General features: G+C 40.2%; 11 protein-coding genes. 3 read left to right on the top strand and 8 right to left on the bottom strand.

Annotation, left to right across the window (positions count from 1 at the left end):
• Nucleotides 1–11: 11 nt before the first annotated feature.
• From JL001_RS13680 to JL001_RS13645, 8 genes are all read right to left on the bottom strand, one after another.
• Nucleotides 12–596 carry an RNA polymerase sigma-70 factor gene (locus JL001_RS13680; protein ID WP_200976852.1) on the bottom strand — a complete coding sequence of 195 codons (585 nt, stop codon included), beginning with the start codon at nt 594–596 and terminating at the stop codon, nt 12–14.
• A 309-nt stretch (nt 597–905) separates the two neighbouring features.
• Entirely contained in the window at nt 906–1,415 is a 510-nt protein-coding gene (locus JL001_RS13675; protein ID WP_200976849.1) for an ArsR family transcriptional regulator, read from the bottom strand.
• Between the two features lie 174 nt (nt 1,416–1,589).
• Nucleotides 1,590–3,149, bottom strand: a complete 1,560-nt coding sequence (locus tag JL001_RS13670; RefSeq protein WP_200976848.1) for an alpha-amylase family glycosyl hydrolase — start codon at nt 3,147–3,149, stop codon at nt 1,590–1,592.
• 166 nt (nt 3,150–3,315) lie between these two features.
• Nucleotides 3,316–4,377: a class II fructose-bisphosphate aldolase gene (fbaA, locus tag JL001_RS13665; RefSeq protein ID WP_200976846.1), complete on the bottom strand. Its 1,062-nt coding sequence runs from the start codon at nt 4,375–4,377 to the stop codon at nt 3,316–3,318.
• 23 nt (nt 4,378–4,400) lie between these two features.
• The gene (locus JL001_RS13660) at nt 4,401–7,199 is read right to left on the bottom strand and encodes an alpha-amylase family glycosyl hydrolase (RefSeq protein WP_370567409.1); all 2,799 of its coding nucleotides are present in this window, start codon (nt 7,197–7,199) and stop codon (nt 4,401–4,403) included.
• A 60-nt stretch (nt 7,200–7,259) separates the two neighbouring features.
• The gene (locus JL001_RS13655) at nt 7,260–8,300 is read right to left on the bottom strand and encodes a SusE domain-containing protein (protein ID WP_200976844.1); all 1,041 of its coding nucleotides are present in this window, start codon (nt 8,298–8,300) and stop codon (nt 7,260–7,262) included.
• An 18-nt stretch (nt 8,301–8,318) separates the two neighbouring features.
• Nucleotides 8,319–9,905: a RagB/SusD family nutrient uptake outer membrane protein gene (locus JL001_RS13650; protein WP_200976842.1), complete on the bottom strand. Its 1,587-nt coding sequence runs from the start codon at nt 9,903–9,905 to the stop codon at nt 8,319–8,321.
• Between the two features lie 18 nt (nt 9,906–9,923).
• Entirely contained in the window at nt 9,924–12,890 is a 2,967-nt protein-coding gene (locus tag JL001_RS13645) for a TonB-dependent receptor (protein ID WP_200976835.1), read from the bottom strand.
• A 366-nt stretch (nt 12,891–13,256) separates the two neighbouring features.
• Here JL001_RS13645 and JL001_RS13640 point away from each other — a divergent pair, with 366 nt between their 5' ends.
• The 3 genes from JL001_RS13640 (at nt 13,257) to JL001_RS13630 (ending at nt 18,509) form a co-directional block, all read left to right on the top strand.
• A complete protein-coding gene (locus JL001_RS13640; protein ID WP_200976833.1) occupies nt 13,257–14,288 on the top strand; it encodes a LacI family DNA-binding transcriptional regulator in 1,032 nt (343 codons plus the stop codon).
• A 358-nt stretch (nt 14,289–14,646) separates the two neighbouring features.
• Nucleotides 14,647–17,076 (top strand): glycoside hydrolase family 31 protein, encoded by a 2,430-nt coding sequence (locus tag JL001_RS13635; RefSeq protein WP_200976831.1) that lies wholly within the window; start codon nt 14,647–14,649, stop codon nt 17,074–17,076.
• Nucleotides 17,077–17,204: 128 nt separating this feature from the next.
• Nucleotides 17,205–18,509, top strand: a complete 1,305-nt coding sequence (locus JL001_RS13630) for an MFS transporter (RefSeq protein ID WP_236252812.1) — start codon at nt 17,205–17,207, stop codon at nt 18,507–18,509.
• Nucleotides 18,510–18,512 lie beyond the last annotated feature (3 nt).

The raw sequence follows: 18,512 nt of genomic DNA, 5'->3' as shown, positions 1-18,512 counted from the left end.
CTGGTAAAAACTCAAAATAATCCACTGTTCAACAAACACAAAGACCCCAAGGACATAGAGTAGTTTCTTAAGTTATTCCTCAGGATTTTGAGCGCTTTGATCATGTGCTTCTCTACAGTACTTACAGATATCTGCATTTCCTGAGCAATTTCAGCATAACTCAAATCTTGGTGTTTTTTTAACTTATAGACTTTGCGGGCTTGATCTGGCAAACTCGAAACTTCCTTTTTATAGGCATCATTCAGTTCATTATAAAAAATATTTTCTTCCACTTCACTCCCAAATGACAACTTTTTAGAAGTCACAAAAGCCACATACTTTTCTTTCACCATTTGAGATTTCATTTGGTTGATCACCTTGTATTTCATGGCTGTATACAAATAGGAGTTTAGTGAAGTGTGTATTTCAAGAGACTTTCTTTTCTGCCACATTTCCACAAAGACCTCTTGCACCAGACCTTCCACTATCTCTCTCTTTTTTAGTCTTTTGTATCCACTGTTAAACAAGAGCTTCCAGTACTTGTCATAGACTTGTACAAAAGCCATCTCATTTCCTCTCTTAATCTGTTCGAGTAATCTTAGTTCGATTTCTTTCATGGGTTGATAGGGCAAAGTTTGGTGGTAATCGATATCCAAGAAGAATAAATTCAAAATATTATTAGCCTTATCACACACTAACAATATCTATCATTTATAAACGTTGTTACGTCAAATTATAAAAAACATGATTAATTAAAAACTTGAATTAATAATTTTTTAATAAAAACTGAACAAACACACCAATTAATTAACCAACTAGAACAGAAATTACAAATTAAACACTTTGAAATACACTACATTGATATTCCCTATTTCAAATTATTTTAAAAATTTTATTTTGAATGTAATATTTAAACTTAAAAAGTATTAGATGTCAAAAACCACCATACCCTCAACTCCATCTGGTTCTTGCTCAAAAACTTCCACTTTTACTTTTCTTTCAATCTTCTCCTCGGCTTTCTTGATCAAAAAATCCAAGTATTCCTGATTGATATCTTTTGCAATCAGTATCATCTCAATTTCTCCAGAATCTACTCCTTTTGCATAATCCCCGATCACAATTGCTTTTTGGACATTCCCCAACTTCTTGATCACCACTTCCACCAAACGATCCAATCCCAAATATTTGGCCACCAAGTTTTTCATTTCCATAAACAGAGGATGTCTTCTATTGGCCGAATATGATTTAGTATTACCTTCATGTTCGGAAACCAAAATACCAGCCTCAGACAACCTGTTCAGCTCAACCCTCACTGAATTGGTAGATTCATTGAACTCTTCTGCCAAACCTCTCAGGTATCCTTTATTGGTGTCTTGAGTAAAAAATTTAACAAGCAACTTTACTCTTGTCTTTGATGTAATCAGTATATCCAGCATCGAATAAATGGTAAAAAGAAGGTTAATTCAAGCCGAGTAAAAATATTACTCATGAGTAACAAAATTACTCCTTTAATCTACAAAAGCAATTTAGTCAGCTAAAACGATCCTTTAATTAACACAAAAAGCTGACAGGTTCCCGTCAGCTTTTCGTTAGTCAAATGTCAAATATTTTCACTTATCCAGTACAACACTGGAGTAAGCTGGCAATGTAAGCTTATCTCCTTTAATGGACGCTCCTTTAAGCTCATAGATCACATTACTATAACCCACAGGTAGGTCCACTTCTACTGTTTTGCCCCCAATATTATGGAATATCATCAGATTCTGATCCGGTAAGATTCTTTCATAGGCCATCACAGACTTAGGGTATTGCTGCTTTGTCAAGCTCAAGCTTCCCGTTGCCAATGCTGGGTGGGTATTTCGCAAATGGATGACTGTTTTGTAGTGATTATAGTAACTTTCTGGATCCTCTTTTTGCAAAGCAAGAGGTTGAACGGTTTCATCAGTAGAATATTCAGGAACAATCCAAGTAGCTCTCCCCACATCTTCACCTTTCTCGTCCCACAAGAAAGGCTCTCTTATGTTTTCATCAGGCTTTTTACCCAACATACCGATTTCTTCACCATAATATAAATACGGAGCCCCAGGCATCGTTATCAAAATAGCTATTGCCTGCTTCATCTTGTCTTTATGCTCCCCCAGTTCATTTAACAATCTCGGCTGATCGTGGTTGGATGAAATGGTGGCATCTATGAAATTTTCAGTGATTCCATGATAAAAATCCAGTATTTCATGTTGCTTTTTAGCCAGCATCATCCCATCCTCCTTCGCGTAGGCATTCAGCAAGGTGTAATGAAAGTCAAAATTGAACAACGCAGGCAAGCCTGTCAAATAAGGAGCGACCACTTCTTTCATATCATAGACTTCTCCCACCAAATAAACATCGGGCTTGATCTTTTCCATTTCGGCCCTAAATTCATCCCAGAAATTGTGGTTATCCTTTGCCCGATCATCTGGATAAATATGCTTGGCTGCATCCAACCTGAAACCATCCACTCCTACTTCTTCAAGCCAAAACCTTCCAATCTCGTAAATCTCTTCCCGAACCTTTGGGTTGTCAAAATTCAAATCCGGCATGTTCCCGGTGAAAAACCCATAATAGTAATCTTTGCCAAAACCAGGATCATGCCACTGACGAATATTATCACTATCCAAGGTCACCGTTTTTTTATCCAAAAAACCCTGAATGGTATCAGCTTGAGCCCAAACATAATAATCCCTATAAGGATTATCCCTACCTTTCTTGGACTCTAAAAACCAAGGGTGTTCGTCACTGGTATGATTGATAATCATATCGATGACAATTTTAATATCCTTTTCATGCGCCACTTGAATGAGTTTTTTGAAATCATCCATGCTTCCGTAATCTGGGTGAATGGCCTTATAGTCTGTCACATCATACTTATGGTAAGATGGGGAAGGCATAATGGGCATAAACCAAATGGCATTGGCCCCTAAGTCACTGACATGATCCAACTTTTCAATCACCCCCTTAACATCCCCTATTCCATCTCCATTGGCATCATAGAAAGACTGGATAAAAATCTCGTAAGTTACTCCAGCATTGGGCCAATAGTTTTTCACGGTTTTTTCACTTTTGGTTTCTGAGGAACAACTGGCAATGACCACCAGCAGACAACTGAAAATAGATAATTTCAATAATTTATTCATTTTACTTTAGGTTTTGGGCATAAAAAAACCGCCTCAGAAGTTTTTTTAACTACTCTGATCAATAAGCTAAGAAATCAATTTCAGGATATCCTGAAAATTCCCGCTAATGAACAAATCCGTTAAAGTAAACTCCTGAGACGGCCTATATACCGGTTTCGGTTATATTCTAGTTTCTATTCACCGCATTTAGCATATCAAAGGCTACTTCAAGACGCTTAACAAAGTTCTCTTCACCTTTTCTCAACCAAACACGAGGATCATAGCTTTTCTTATTAGGCTTATCATCTCCCTCAGGGTTACCCAACTGTGTTTGCAGGTATCCTTCTTTTTCTTTGTAATATTTCAAAACACCTTCCCAGAATGCCCACTGCATATCTGTATCGATGTTCATTTTGATAGAACCATAGCCGGTCGCTTCTCTGATTTCTTCCACAGATGACCCGGAGCCACCATGGAATACAAAGCTCACTGGCTTACCGCTCAATCCATATTTCTCACAGATATAATCCTGAGAATTTTTCAAGATCTTAGGCTGCAAGCTGACATTACCTGGCTTGTAAACACCGTGAACATTACCAAATGCAGCTGCGATGGTAAATAACTCACTTTGCTCTTTCAATTTCTCATAAGCAAAAGCCACTTCCTCTGGTTGAGTATAAAGCTTAGAGCTGTCCACATCAGAATTATCCACACCGTCTTCTTCACCACCGGTCACACCCAACTCGATCTCAAGAGCCATTTCATACTTCTTGAACTCAGCTAGATATTTTACAGAAGTCTCGATGTTTTCCTCAATGCTCTCTTCAGAAAGATCAAGCATGTGAGAGCTGAACAATGGTTTTCCGAAAGCTTCATAGTGCTCCTTACCAGCAGCCAACATTCCGTCAACCCAAGGGATCAACTTTTTGGCAGCGTGGTCTGTGTGTAAAATCACTGGCACTCCGTACGCCTCAGCCATTTTATGAACGTGCATTGCTCCTGAAACAGCTCCCGCAATAGACGCTTGTTGTTTATCATTAGCCAGCCCTTTCCCGGCAAAGAATTGAGCACCTCCGTTAGAGAACTGTACAATTACAGGAGAATTTACTTTTTTCGCTGTTTCCAAAACCGCGTTAGCTGTACTTGTATTGATTACATTGACAGCTGGCAAAGCAAATTCACTCTCTTTGGCATAGTCCAACAAATCTTTCAATTCTTCACCGAACTTTATTCCTGGTTTGAATTTCATAATTGAATGGTTTAATGGTTTGATTACTTTTTGATAAATTGCTTTCTTAGCATCTGACGATTGTCATAAAGCTCAAAGATATAAAGACCTGCTCTAATATCCTTTACTTGAAACGCTAAAATCTTATCATTTTGATAATTTACTCCCTCAAACCACACTTTTCCGGTCATATCCAATATTCTATATCGACAATCCCCCATATTGTCAGGAAATTCCACTTTTAAATCTCCTGAGGTAGGAACTGGATAAATTTTCAAACCTCCCTCTTTTTTGCCTTCTTCAGGCAATGAAGTAATTAAATCCACTTCATAAATTTGACCTTCGGGCAGCGGAAGTGACTTATTGGTGAAAATCTTGAATTCATTGATATCAAGATCCATTTCCAAAATACCTTCCCTAACATCCATTTTTTCTCCAGTGAGGTAATTGAACCATTCTCCAGCACTTGGAAATTCCACTTCAACTTGTTGCTTGAGAGAAAGCCCAAAATTGCCCACAATGATTACATCCATATCCTCCCCTTGAAGGCTAATAGTTTTGATTTCATCAATTAAATCAAAACTTGCAGACTCAGGAAAACTAAATACCTTGTTTTCCTGCTTCAGCCCAATCATCGCTTTATACAGGTTCAGCAACCTATTTCTATCACTATCCTCCAAATATTCCCAATGAGTCGCTTTGATCCCAAGACGATCATTGTTCAGTGCCTCATCATAGCCCATCTCTCCAAACTGCCAGATCATTTTAGGACCAGGAATACCAAAATAAAATACCGTCATGAGTTGGTTTCTATTAACCGCATGAGACAGCTTTCTCAGGTCAACTACCGAACGGTCGCCGAAATTAAGGCTTTCCCACATCAACCTTTCTTCATCATGGCTTTCGATATAACTCAGTAAATGATTTTTCTCCCACCCTCTATTTTCAAAGTACCCATAAGAAAAGTCCTGAGACATTCCTTTAGCCATCTCTCTGAAAGTATAGTTCATATTGCCCCAGAGCATCATGCCATAATCTGCCAGGATTTTCTCTTCATCATTCTCCGCCAGATGTTCTAAAATCAAATATGCATCTGGATGATGTGATTTGATTCGATCATAAATTCGTTTCCATATTTCTATCCTGGATTCGTCTTTTTGCGACCAATAATCCACATCGTTTTCTGAAACCCTTTGGGTAAAACCTTTACTTAAATCAAACCGATAACCATCCAGATGGTACTCCGAAAGCCAATAATGATTTACCGAATCAACCAGTGCTTGGGTATATTCACTTTCATGGTTAAAGTCGTAACCTACATTGAAGGGATGTGTTGCTATAGTATTGAGCCAAGGGTTATCAGCTGTAGGCGCACCATAATCTCCTTCATTGTATAACCTTACAAAAGGGCTTTGTCCAAAAGCATGATTTAACACCATGTCCATGATGACAACCATATCACGCTTATGCGCTTCATCTATCAACCTTTTCAGGTCTTCCTTGGTGCCGTAATATTTATCCGCGGCAAAAAGGAAAGATGGATTATAGCCCCAAGAAAGATTCCCCTCAAACTCCGTTACCGGCATTAATTCAAGCGCATTCACTCCCAAAGACTTCAAATAATCCAATCTTTCCGTCACCGCATTATAAGTTCTTCTATCATCAAAATCCCTTACCAGCAATTCATAAATCACTAATTCCTCTGGCTTTGGTTTAGTATACTCCATATACTTCCATCCAAAGGGCTGCTGATTGGTCTGAAGATAAGAAGCCTGAAATGACTGTCCCTCAGGATACGCCAATAAACCTGGATACCTATCCTGATCAATGATTTCCTGATCATCAAAAGGATCCGCTATTTTATCAGCGTAGGGGTCTGCTATTCTTATTTCACCATCCACCAAGTATTGAAAGGCATACTCCTTTTGTGCTTGCAAACCCGATAGCTTCAACCAGAAAAGTTCTCCATCCAAACTTTGATTCATCTGAAAATCAGGTAATACTTGCCAATCATTAAAATCACCAATAACGAACACATTCTTTTTGCCTGGTGCCTCCAAAACCAAACCTACTTCCGTATCGGACAAATAGTTGATTCCCTTCTTTAGATCATTCGGAACAGGTAAAACCGGACTTCCTCCAACTACATGTACTTCAATATTTTTGGAAACCGAAGTACCCTTAGATGTAGCATCGGCCTGTATCTGATAGCTTCCTGAAACCGATGAAATAAACAGATAGCGCAAAAAAGTAACATCAGTTTCAAAAGCAACCTCTTTACCGTCCACCTTAAGTCTAATATCTGAATTCTCAGTAGTAAGCACCTTTATCTCCAACCCCTCTTCTTCTTCCAATAGGATTGATTCAGTGTCAGGCTGAACAAATTTTAAGTCAAATGCTTGGGCGAGATCGATGAAAAAGTCTGAGTTTTGCTCACTCTTACCCTCCAAGCTCCCATCTGCATTGCGAAAGACCAGCCCCAACCTGAAAATGGTTTCCCCATCTTCTTTTTCAAAGAACTCATTAGGAGTCAATTCATACTCCCAAACATCTGCCTTTCCTGCTACCCTTGTCATCTTAGCCGTAGGATCAGCTGTGCCCCACTCAAAAGGAACAATGGACCAAGCAGTGGAATTTGCAGCGGCAGTAATAGCTCCAATATGGATATAAATCTCCTGTGCACCTTGAAGTCCTGAAGTCCCCTGGCTAGCATTATAGATGATTTTCAACGGAGCATCTGCCCGAGGAAACAACGGCTCAGTACTGACCTGCCCCCACAAAGTAGTAGCAAGACAAGTCAACATCAAGACAAGAATGACTTTCAAAAGATAGTTCAAGTGCACAAAGAATTTTTCAAAGTCAAAACAGGTCTTCAAAAGATTTTCTGAAGGCCTGTTTTTTTATTAGTTTTTCACCAAGGTATAAGAAACCTTTCCTGGCACTTTGAAGTCCATCGTGATGGTATAATTCCCCGCTTCACTGATAGCTATATCACTTCCACCCGCTTCCAAAACTCCATCTACTTCATCATCGCCATAATTATTGTCCCAAGCATCATTGGCACGGAACTTCATCGCTCCTACTGTCAAGTCGGTGGTCAACGTCAGGATATTTTCATCAGCATTGAATTCCAACGGAGTGGAAGAATCCCATCCTCCAGCTGTAGCATCACCAATAATTCCCCAGTAAAGTGGAGCTCCCAACGTGTAGGTCTTAGCGTTCAAATCCACAGTCAATTTAAAAGTACCTATTCCGGTTGCTTTCAAATTGGCTCCGCCTGCATCCAAGGTTCCGTCAGCACCATCGTCTCCATAGTTCACATCCCAATTCGGCATTTCATTGACTTTAAACTCCCCAGAACCACCTAAAACATGAATAAAGCCTTCATACACATTGTCAGATTTTACTGAATAAATGATCGTATTTTCATTCGCTGGATTCCAACCTTGATAATCTCCCGGAATATAAATCCTTGGGTATTCCAATGCCACTTCATAGGGAGTAACAGACATGGTAATGGTTTCAGAAAATTCATCAGCCACATTATCATTAATCGTGGCTTTAATCCTCATTTCTACCATCATTTCTTCCATTGGCACCAAACCTTTGGCCAAGAGCTTTTGGTTGAAGTCAGCATAGCTGATCATTGCTTTGTTGGAAGTTGATGAAATCACATCTGATGGCTCAGAAAAATCATTACCCACAAAATCCATCTGCACCGTGTAAGTAGTGGCAGCAGAAAATCCATAGTCTGCTAGTTCATATTCAAAAACCAGTTCCTCCAATTCATCTTCAGCAGTCAGGATTACCGACGTACCGGACTGGGGACTCATCAAAACTGGAGCCGCAGGATCACTGCTGATTACAGGATCCAACTCCTCTGTGCAAGACCAGGCTATCACCATGGCCAGCATCAATGTCATATATTGAGCGTATTTTTTCATGTCTCTAGGTTTTTGGGTTTAGTATCCTGAGTTTTGAGTAAGATTAGGATTAGCAGTTAAATCAGCAGTTGGAAGTGGATAAATGTTCCTGAAGGACTCAACTGAAGTACCATCAAAGCTTCCTCCTTTCCATTGCCAGATGTAACTATCAGTGGTAAACTTCCCAAACCTGATCAAATCCGTTCTTCTGTGCGCTTCCCATTTCAGTTCTCTCGCTCTTTCATCAAGAATAAAATCAAGGGTCAGTTGGTTAGCGGAAATATTGCCTGAAGCATCTCCATAGGCTCTTTGTCTGAGCTCATTGACATAAGCCAATGCTTGGGCTTCACTTCCACCGCTTCCTCCTCTCAATACTGCTTCTGCATACATTAAGTAAGCATCTCCTAACCTATACATAGGAAAATCTGTATCCACCTGATCGTTCCCTGGGCTGGACCCTCTCACCCCATCTCTAGTGACATTCTTATATTTTTTCACAGCATATCCATCCTGAAAAAGGGAAACATTTTCTATATCCAAATTCTGCTCGTCGGTATGGAAGGAACCTCTTGCATCTGGTGTACCATTAGTCCCTGGGTACAGAGCAACAATCTCTGGACGTGTCCTCAATCCTTGCCAACCGCCAGGAATCCCGAATTCTTCCCGATCCATTGTTCCTCCCACGGCTGCATTGACCAAGAAGGTTGTTCCTCCAAAAGAAGTTGTATTTACCCCGTCAAAGGCAACAGAGAAAATCAGCTCTTCTGAGAGGTTGTTATCAGCTAAAAACAGATAGTTGTAATTGGGTTCAAGGGTGTAACCACTGCTTAGAATTTCATTTAGATAAGTGATCGCATCTGTAAAATGATCTTCCCCAATGTAAACCTCAGCATTTAGGTATAGCTTGGACAAAACCATCCAGGCAGCGGCTTTGTCTGCCCTTGCGTATTCGTTTTGTCTCGCATCAACTAATGAAGGTAAAATATCCAAAAGCTCGCTTTCCACGTAAGCAAATAAGGCCTCACGATCTGTTTGCTCCGGAAAGTATGCTCCTACACCGTTTTCCTCGGTCACAAATGGGACGTTCCCAAACATATCCAGCGCGTGATAGTAACTCAAGGCCCTTAAAAACCTGGCCTCTGCCCGGAAGATTCGACCTGTTTCCTGGTCTGCTTCAGAAATCCCTCTACTGGCCATATTTTCGTCACTTGTCTCTCTGATAAACTCATTGGCCAATGAAATTTGATAGAAAATCCGATAATACATCGCAGCAATAAAACCATTGTCTGAAGTCCACTGCATAGTATTTAATGTTGGTAAACCCTCATCATTCCAAGCAATGATGGCCTCGTCAGTAGGCAATTCCTGTAATTTCCAGTAAGCCCTGATATAGGTGGATGCACCTTCATCCAAACCGCTGATATCCGGTTTCCCTGAAGGTCCTTGCTGACCTGAGACGGCAAGGCCTCCATAGAGTTTCGCCAAAACAGCTTTATAGTTATCAAAATCTTCATAGACCTGAATAGAAGTCACCTCATTGTAGGGTTCCAGATCCAAATTGGTACAAGATGCTGCACTGATCAGCCCCAGCACCATGACAGTTTTATATATCCAATTAATTTTCATTGTTATTCAGGGTTTAAATTAAAATCCGAGGTTAACACCGAATGAGATTATTCTAGGTACTGGATAGAAATTATTGTCAATTCCTCCTCCTGTTGCATTATCAACCCCTGGCGCTATTTCTGGGCTAACACCATTATACTCGGTAATCACAAACACATTTTGGACCGTAGCATTGGCACTTAAGGTAATGTTGGAATCAAAAAGGTTTCCAAAGCTGTATCCCAAAGAGATGTTTTCCATCCTTACAAATGAAGCGTCCTGAACATAATAATCAGACCTCAACTGATAGTTTTGGAAATTGGTATGTAAAACATCCGTTGGTAAATTGTTCAGATAATCCGGAAACCGAAGCCCTTGATAGGCAGCATTAGATGAAGTCACGTTATTGTAGGCTTTGTTACCAGCACTTCCTCTTAGCACAAAACCGAAATTCCAGTTTTTATACCTCATAGAGGTGTTGAAACCAAAGTATTTTTGAGCATCTGGAAAGCCATTTCTCACCAAATCATTTTCGTTTATGATTCCATCACCATTTTGGTCGACATAAAGTCCTTCTATTGGCGAGCCACTTTCATCATAGACTTGCTCATAGACATAGAAGGAGTTTGGCTGGTAACCAACTGTATGTACCTGAATGGTATTGCCAGTACCTCCATTGATATCCCCTACCAATATACCTACGGCATCTTCTTCCACATTACTTAAACTCGTAATGGTGTTTTTATTATAAGTAAAATTGGCACCAATGTCCCAGTTGAAATCACTGGTCTTAATCACATTGTAGTTTAGCCCTACTTCTACTCCTTGGTTTTCAATACTTCCTACATTGGTAAATAGTCGGTTGGTAAGGTTAGTACCGGCAGGAACAGGTATTACAGCCAAAAGATCATCGGTTTTCTTGAAGTAATAATCCAAAGTACCATACAGCTTCCCATCCAAAAACTCGTAGTCCAAGCCTGCGTTAATGGTCGTTGTTTCTTCCCACTTGATGTTTTCATCATAGCCCTCTGGACGGAGCGTAGTATAATAAGTATCGCCAAAACTATACCTGGATGCATTATCACTTTGCACATATCGAGGCAAATAAGGGAAGTAAGATCCAATATCCTGCTGACCGGTCACACCATAGCCCAATCTCAGTTTTAAGTCGGTTAAGGTACCATTGGCTTTTAAGAAATCTTCTTCACTGATTCTCCAAGCGGCGGCCAACGAAGGGAAAACACCCCATCTATTGTCCGGGCTAAACCTGGAGGAACCATCTGCCCTTACTGTAGCGGTAAACAAATATTTATCTTTTAAGGAGTAATTTGCTCTGGCAAAATAGGAAATCAACCTGTACTGAGGTCTACTTTCCACTCCTGCCGCAGCCAAAGTATCTCCTTCATAATTGAGTCTGGCGAATGTTGGATTTTTTGTCAAAAAGTCCTGAGCAGAATATCCAACCATCAAATTCAATCGACTACTTTCAAATTCCTTGGCATAATTAATATAAAAATCTGCCAACAAATTTCTTTTGCTTTGAGCATAAGGGGCATTGCTACCTCCTTCGTTAAAGCCCGAAGCTGAAGTCGGGGTTATTAGCGTGCGACCATCACTTTCACTGATATCGTAGGCCAAGTTTAAATTAGCTTTCAATCCTTCAAGAAAAGGAAGGTCATAGTCCAACTGTAAGTTCCCAATGCTCCTTTTCACCGTGCCACGATCATCTTTCTGCATTAAGAGCCCAAGAGGGTTTCTTGGAGCCAAAGTTTGGGGTGAGCCGTTGTCATTGGTCCATTCCCAATACCCTCCCAATCCTTCTGGATCATAAACTGGTTTGGTTGGATCAAAAGCAGCTGCAGCACCAATCGCATCTCTATTTGCAAAACGGCTTTTGGTAATAACGCCTTTTACATTAAAGTTAACGTGAAGCTGGTCATTGAAAAGGTTAGGGTTAAGACTAATGCTTGCTGAAGTCCTTTTAAGATTATCCGTTTTTAGGATACCATCCTGATCCAAATACCCCACAGAAACTCGGTAAGGCAAATTGTTCAAGGAACCTGATACAGAGACATTGTTGTCAAAACTTAATGCATCTTGATAGATCAAGTCCTGCCAATCTGTGCTGGCATCCCCTACCAAAGCTGCTTGAGAAGGAGAAGCTTGTTCAGCCACCACATCCCTAAACTGATCAGCAGATAACATATCTACTTTTTTTGTCACTTGGGACACGGACATCAATGAACTCACATTGACCTTCATGGGCTGGCCTTCCTTACCTTTTCTGGTTGTGATCAGGATGACACCATTTGATGCCCTGGATCCATAGATGGCAGTTGCAGATGCATCTTTCAAGATATCGAAAGTCTCAATATCATTGGGGTTGAGAAAGTTTAGAGGATTGGCTGTACCAGAGGTTTTTGAATTATCCAGCGGAACACCATCGATGACAATCAAAGGGTCATTGGAAGCATTTAATGAAGCGCCTCCACGGATCCGAATCCTACCTCCTGATCCGGGAGAGCCTCCATTAGGAGTGATTTGAACACCAGCCACTTTACCAGTGATTAACTGTTCAGGATTGGTTACTTGTCCGACATTGAAGTCGTCCCTTACCACTGAGCCCACCGATCCCGTCAAATCGGCTTTTCTCTGTGTTCCATAACCTACCACCACCACTTCATCCAGCTGCTTGGTATTACCCTGCAGCTGAACATCGATTTTTGATTGATTATTGACTTTGTATTCCTTAGGTTCAAAACCAATAAAGGAGAATACCAATACATCATCTGGGGAATTTACATCGATAGTATAGTTACCATCTATGTCTGTAGTAGTACCTCTCGTAGTCCCTTTTAATAGTACATTTACAAAGGGAAGAGGTTCACCGGAATCAAGATCCGTTACTGTACCGCTCACGGTTTGAGCTTCTGCGTAAATGCTGTGCCCACCTAAGAGAGCCAAGCACATTACCGCTACTTTTAAAACGGTATAAATCTTTCGCATAATGGTTTGTTTTTGGATTAATTGTTAATTTCTTCAGAGTAAATTAAAACTTAGAATTTTACAATTTAACCGTAAACTTAGAATTTTGTTTAAAATCTTCATTTCCGGCCAAATCAGTCATTTTCTCTGATTGGTATCTAAATATTAGGCAAATCAATACTCCTGAGCAACATTTCCGAAACAAAAAAATTGACTTTTTTTCATGCAAACGTCACCGCAAACGTTTTCATAGGGATATGATTTTTCAACTTACAAAAGTTCAATTTTCGCATTTTCGGACAATATGAATCATTTTACATTTTTAGCCACTATTTGAAAGACAAACAAAAATATTATCTTAGGTTCTTAGAAAAGTCTAATTTAATCATGAAACTAGGACAAGCCACAATTAAAGATATCGCCAAAGCTCTTAACATTTCTTCCTCTACTGTCTCCCGAGCTCTAAAAGATTATCCAGGAATCAGTAAAGAGACAAAGGAAAAGGTAAAAGAGCTGGCTAAAGAGCTTAATTACCGTCCCAATGCAGTGGCACTCAGTCTTAGAAAAAGTAAATCATCTACTATAGGTGTAATCATTCCAGAAGTAGTCCATTTTTTCTTTAGCACAGTAATCAGCGGAATTGAAGAAGTCGCCTACGCCAATGGCTATAATGTAATCTTGCTGCAAACCAACGAAAGCCTTGAAAGGGAAAAAGCAGCCGTAGAGACCATGATTACCAATCAAATTGATGGATTGTTGGTGAGCTATAGTAAAGAAACCAACAGCTTTGAGCATTTTCAAAAATTAATGGATTACAACTACCCTATCGTTTTTTTTGACAGAATACCTGATTTACAAAACACTATCAACGTAACTGTAGATGATTTTTCTGGAGCTTATTCAGCGGTAAAACACTTGATTGACCAGGGGTATTCAAAAATCGTACATCTGGCTGGCCCAAAAAACCTTAAAATAAGCAAAGACAGACAAGACGGCTATCTTAAGGCACTAAAAGAAGCTAATATACCAGCTCGTGAAGACTGGATTATTCCTTGTCCGCTAGGAACATCCGAGGAAAGCGAAACCTTTTCTTTACAACTACTGAAAGGAAAAGATCGACCTGATGCCGTATTTGCATCCAATGATATTGCTGCGGCTGGGGCCATAAAAGCTGCAAAATCTTTAGGACTAAGCGTTCCTGAGGATTTCGGAGCCGTAGGCTTTAGCAATTGGCAGTTTTCCTCCATGATTGATCCTCCACTTTCGACAGTATCACAGCCCGGGTTTAAGATTGGAGAAATAGCGGCCGGCTTACTTTTGGATATGATAGACAAAGAATCAGAAGAAGCTTTTCAAGGAAAAACGGAAGTCCTGGAAACACAAGTAATTGTCAGAGGTTCTTCCTTAAGGAAATCGTAACTCTTATCAAAGCTAGTTGAATAAGGTTTAGCTAATCTAAATATTGCAAAGCAAAGAGAGGCGCATAAAATATTTTTATTTTTTACGAAAATTCTATGCACACGATTGAATTAAGTTATCAACCGCCATTTGATAGATTAAATCAGGACAAAAATGGCCATATAAAGAAATGAGCCACATAATATAGTTTTTTACTTTCATTTTACTTTTTAACTTAGCGATTCATAACCTGCACTTTAAGCAATAAGCTGTCCGTCACCAGCAAAGCAAAAACAGGTTTTTTTAGCTGTCTCCAAATCCTACCCTAGGAGGGCTGTAATAATTATATCATTTAAGATCAATCATTAATTACACCCAAATGACTACTGTAGCAACTAGCAACAACCCTGCTCAAAACATGTCAGCTGGAAGGCTTATTTCGTGGAACCAAACACCATCTGGTATAATCGGACAGACCGCCAATGCTCAATTCATGATCAGCATTTACGCTGACCATACCATCAGGGTTAGACTTACCCAATCTGATTCTTTTTCTCCAAACCCCTATAGTGTAATCAAGTCTCCGTTGGAAGATCATCCTTTCCAGATTACGGAAAACGATACATCCATTTCCCTTGAAACTGCCAAAATTAAACTCACTATCAACAAGGATCAATGGGCACTTTCATTCTATGATCAAAAAGGAAACCTGTTGAATCAAGATGATCATGCCTTTGGTGTCTCTTGGCTGGGAACGGAAGTAAGCAATTATAAAAAACTTCAACCCAATGAACGGTTCCTTGGTTTGGGTGAGAAAACAGGCGGATTGGACCGTGCCGGGCAGGCATTTACCAACTGGAACACAGACTATTTTGCCTACGGAGTAAATGATGACCCGCTATACATGTCCATTCCATTTTATATTGGGGTTCACCAACAGGGTGCATATGGTATATATTTGGACAATACTCATAAGTCAGTCTTTAACTTTGGGGCTTCCAACAGACGTTTTTCCTATTTCTCAGCAGAGGATGGAGACATGGATTACTACTTCTTCCATGAAGAGAAAATCGAAAATATCATCTCAGCTTACACTGAGCTTACAGGTAAGTTAAGTTTGCCCCCTATCTGGGCGCTTGGTTACCAACAATGCCGATACAGCTACTATCCGGAATCAGAAGTTCAAACCCTAGCCAAAACCTTTAGAGATAAGGATATCCCTGGAGATGTAATCTATTTGGATATTCATCACATGGAAAAGTACAAAGTCTTTACATTCGATGGTGAGAAATTCCAGGATGCGAAAGCTATGGTCAGCTCACTTAAGGCAAAAGGCTTTAAGGTTGTAGTCATTATGGATCCAGGCATCAAAGTAGAAAATGGTTATGCTCCTTACACAGAAGGGGTTGAAGAAGACTTATTCTTAAAGTACCCTGATGGAGAAACTTATGAGGGACAGGTTTGGCCGGGATGGTGTGCTTTCCCTGATTTTACTGCAGAAAAAACCAGAAAATGGTGGGCTGAAAAAATGGCTTTTTATACAGATGCTGGGGTGGATGGTTTTTGGACAGACATGAATGAACCCGCTTCTTGGGGACAACATACGCCTAACCTCATCAACTTCGAATATGAAGGTGAGCAAGTAAGCCACAGAAAAGCAAGGAACATCTATGGAATGCAAATGGCCCGAGCCGCACAGGAAGGCGCTTACAACAATGGCCAAGAGCGCCCTTTTGTACTCACCAGAGCTGGCTTTTCTGGAATCCAACGTCATGCTGCTGCCTGGACAGGAGACAATGTGGCGAGTGAAGAACATATGTTAGCAGGAGTCCGACTGGTTAATAGTTTGGGCATTAGCGGAGTAGCTTTTGCTGGCTATGATGTAGGCGGGTTTTGTGGTGAAGCCAGCAAATCACTTTTTGCCAGATGGATAAGCATTGCTGCCTTTTCCCCGCTTTATCGGGCCCACTCCATGATCAATAGCAATGCTGCGGAGCCTTGGTCTTTTGGAGAAGAAGTGGAAGAAATTTCAAGAAATTACATCAAACTTCGATATCAACTATTGCCTTTGATCTATGGCTCTTTTTATAAGAGTAGTCAAAATGGACTTCCACTAACCAAAAGTCTTGCCATCGATTATCCTCATGATCATTTGGTATATGACGGAAGGTTTCAGAATCAGTATCTTTTCTGTGATAGTTTTTTGGTAGCACCCACCGAAAGTTTTAAGGAAATCACTAAAGTTTACCTCCCAGAAGGAAGTTGGTACTACTTATATGATGACACAAAGCATCAAGGAAAGCAAACCATCTACCAAGATTCACCGATCAATTACCTTCCAGTCTTAGTAAAAGCAGGAGCTATTATTCCTATGCAGTCTCCAGTTTCACATACTGAAGAGACTCATGATGGTGTGCTTAGACTCCATTTATACAAAGGAACTGGTGAATCCGAATATTTACACTATGAAGATGATGGTAAAAGTTTGGCCTATAAAACAGGGGACTATCACAGGAGAAAAATCACTTTGAATAGCGATATCCAAACCTTGACCATCTCAAAAGCTGAAGGAGAATACGCTTCTGCTTTTAAACAAATAGAAATCATTTTCCATGGTTTTGAAATAGAGCATGTCAATTTAAATAATCAGGATTTAACCATCGCAAACAAGCCTATGGCTTTTCTTTCCAAACTTACTGATTTTGATCCCTTGCCGGACAATTGTCTTCCTTTCATCGAAACTCCTAAGCTTCCAAGTGTAAAGGTTGAAAATGTAGATCAAGAAATAAATCTTAGATTTGACAGATAACCATTGTTATGAATCCATTGAATAGCTGTAAGATTGCAAGTCTTACGGCTATCTTTTTAATAACCTAATTAAGTTAAATGCAACCCAAAACACACAAGAAAAAGCTGAGTTTTTGGCAAATCTGGAACATGAGTTTCGGCTTTTTGGGCATTCAAATGGGCTTTGCCCTACAAAACGCCAATGCCAGTAGAATTCTCCAAACCTTTGGTGCTGACGTAGAGCATTTATCCCTTTTCTGGCTTGTGGCCCCGATTACTGGAATGATTGTTCAACCCATCATAGGTCACTACAGCGACCGTACTTGGACCAAGCTGGGCAGAAGAAGACCTTACTTTCTAGCGGGTGCACTCTTGGCTGCCATTGGCCTGATCTTAATGCCCAACGCAGCATTGTTCGTAGCATTCCTGCCTGCCCTATGGGTAGGAGCTGGTTTTCTTATGATCATGGATGCTTCATTTAACATCGCCATGGAACCTTTCAGGGCTCTGGTAGCGGACAAGCTACCAACTGATCAGAGAACTTTAGGTTTTGCTGTACAAACCTTGTTAATCGGTTTGGGCGCTGTTATTGGCTCCTGGTTGCCTTACGTTTTGACTGAGTGGTTCAATATATCCACCACCGCACAAGAAGGCATTGTGCCTCTTAATGTGATTTGGGCTTTTCTTGTAGGAGCTACTATTCTCGTTGTTTCCATTCTTTGGACTGTACTTAGAACAACTGAAGAGCCCCCAGAAATGATCATTAATGAATCCAGTCAGCAAGAAGAAAAAGGCATTTTGGCCATTTTCACTGATTTTTGGAAAATGCCAAAAACCATGAGACAGTTGGGATTGGTTCAGTTTTTCTCTTGGTTTGCTTTATTTTCAATGTGGGTGTTTACTACTCCCACTTTAGCCCAACATGTTTGGGGCTTACAAGCCTCTGATCGCTCGTCTTTTGAATTTAACGAGGCAGGCAACTATGTAGGCGTAATATTCGGGGTCTACAACCTTGTTTCGGCTGTCTTTGCTCTGGCCCTACCCATAGTGGCAGCAAAAATTGGTCGTAAAATGACCCATGCTATCTGTTTGATCGCAGGTGGATTAGGGCTTATCTCTATTATATGGATTACAAACGCTGATATGAAATGGCTCCTTAATATTTCCATGATTGGAGTTGGTATTGCCTGGGCAAGTATATTGGCCATGCCCTATGCGATTCTCGCAGGATCTATCCCAGCCAAAAAAATGGGGGTTTACATGGGGATCTTCAACTTCTTTATCACAGCTCCTCAAATATTAAATGGATTTGTGGGAGGCTTTATCGTCAAACAATTTTACGGAGGGCAAGCTGTTTATGCAATTTTCACTGCTGGAATAATGTTGATTATTGCTGCCTTGTGCGTTTACTTCGTTGATGATAAAGATGACATTGTTCAAAAAATCAATAATTAATCA

It is taken from the genome of Echinicola sp. 20G (genome assembly GCF_015533855.1).
Lineage (GTDB): Bacteria > Bacteroidota > Bacteroidia > Cytophagales > Cyclobacteriaceae > Echinicola.
Note: the sequence above shows the minus strand (reverse complement) of the source record. Positions and strands in the feature narration are given on the sequence as shown.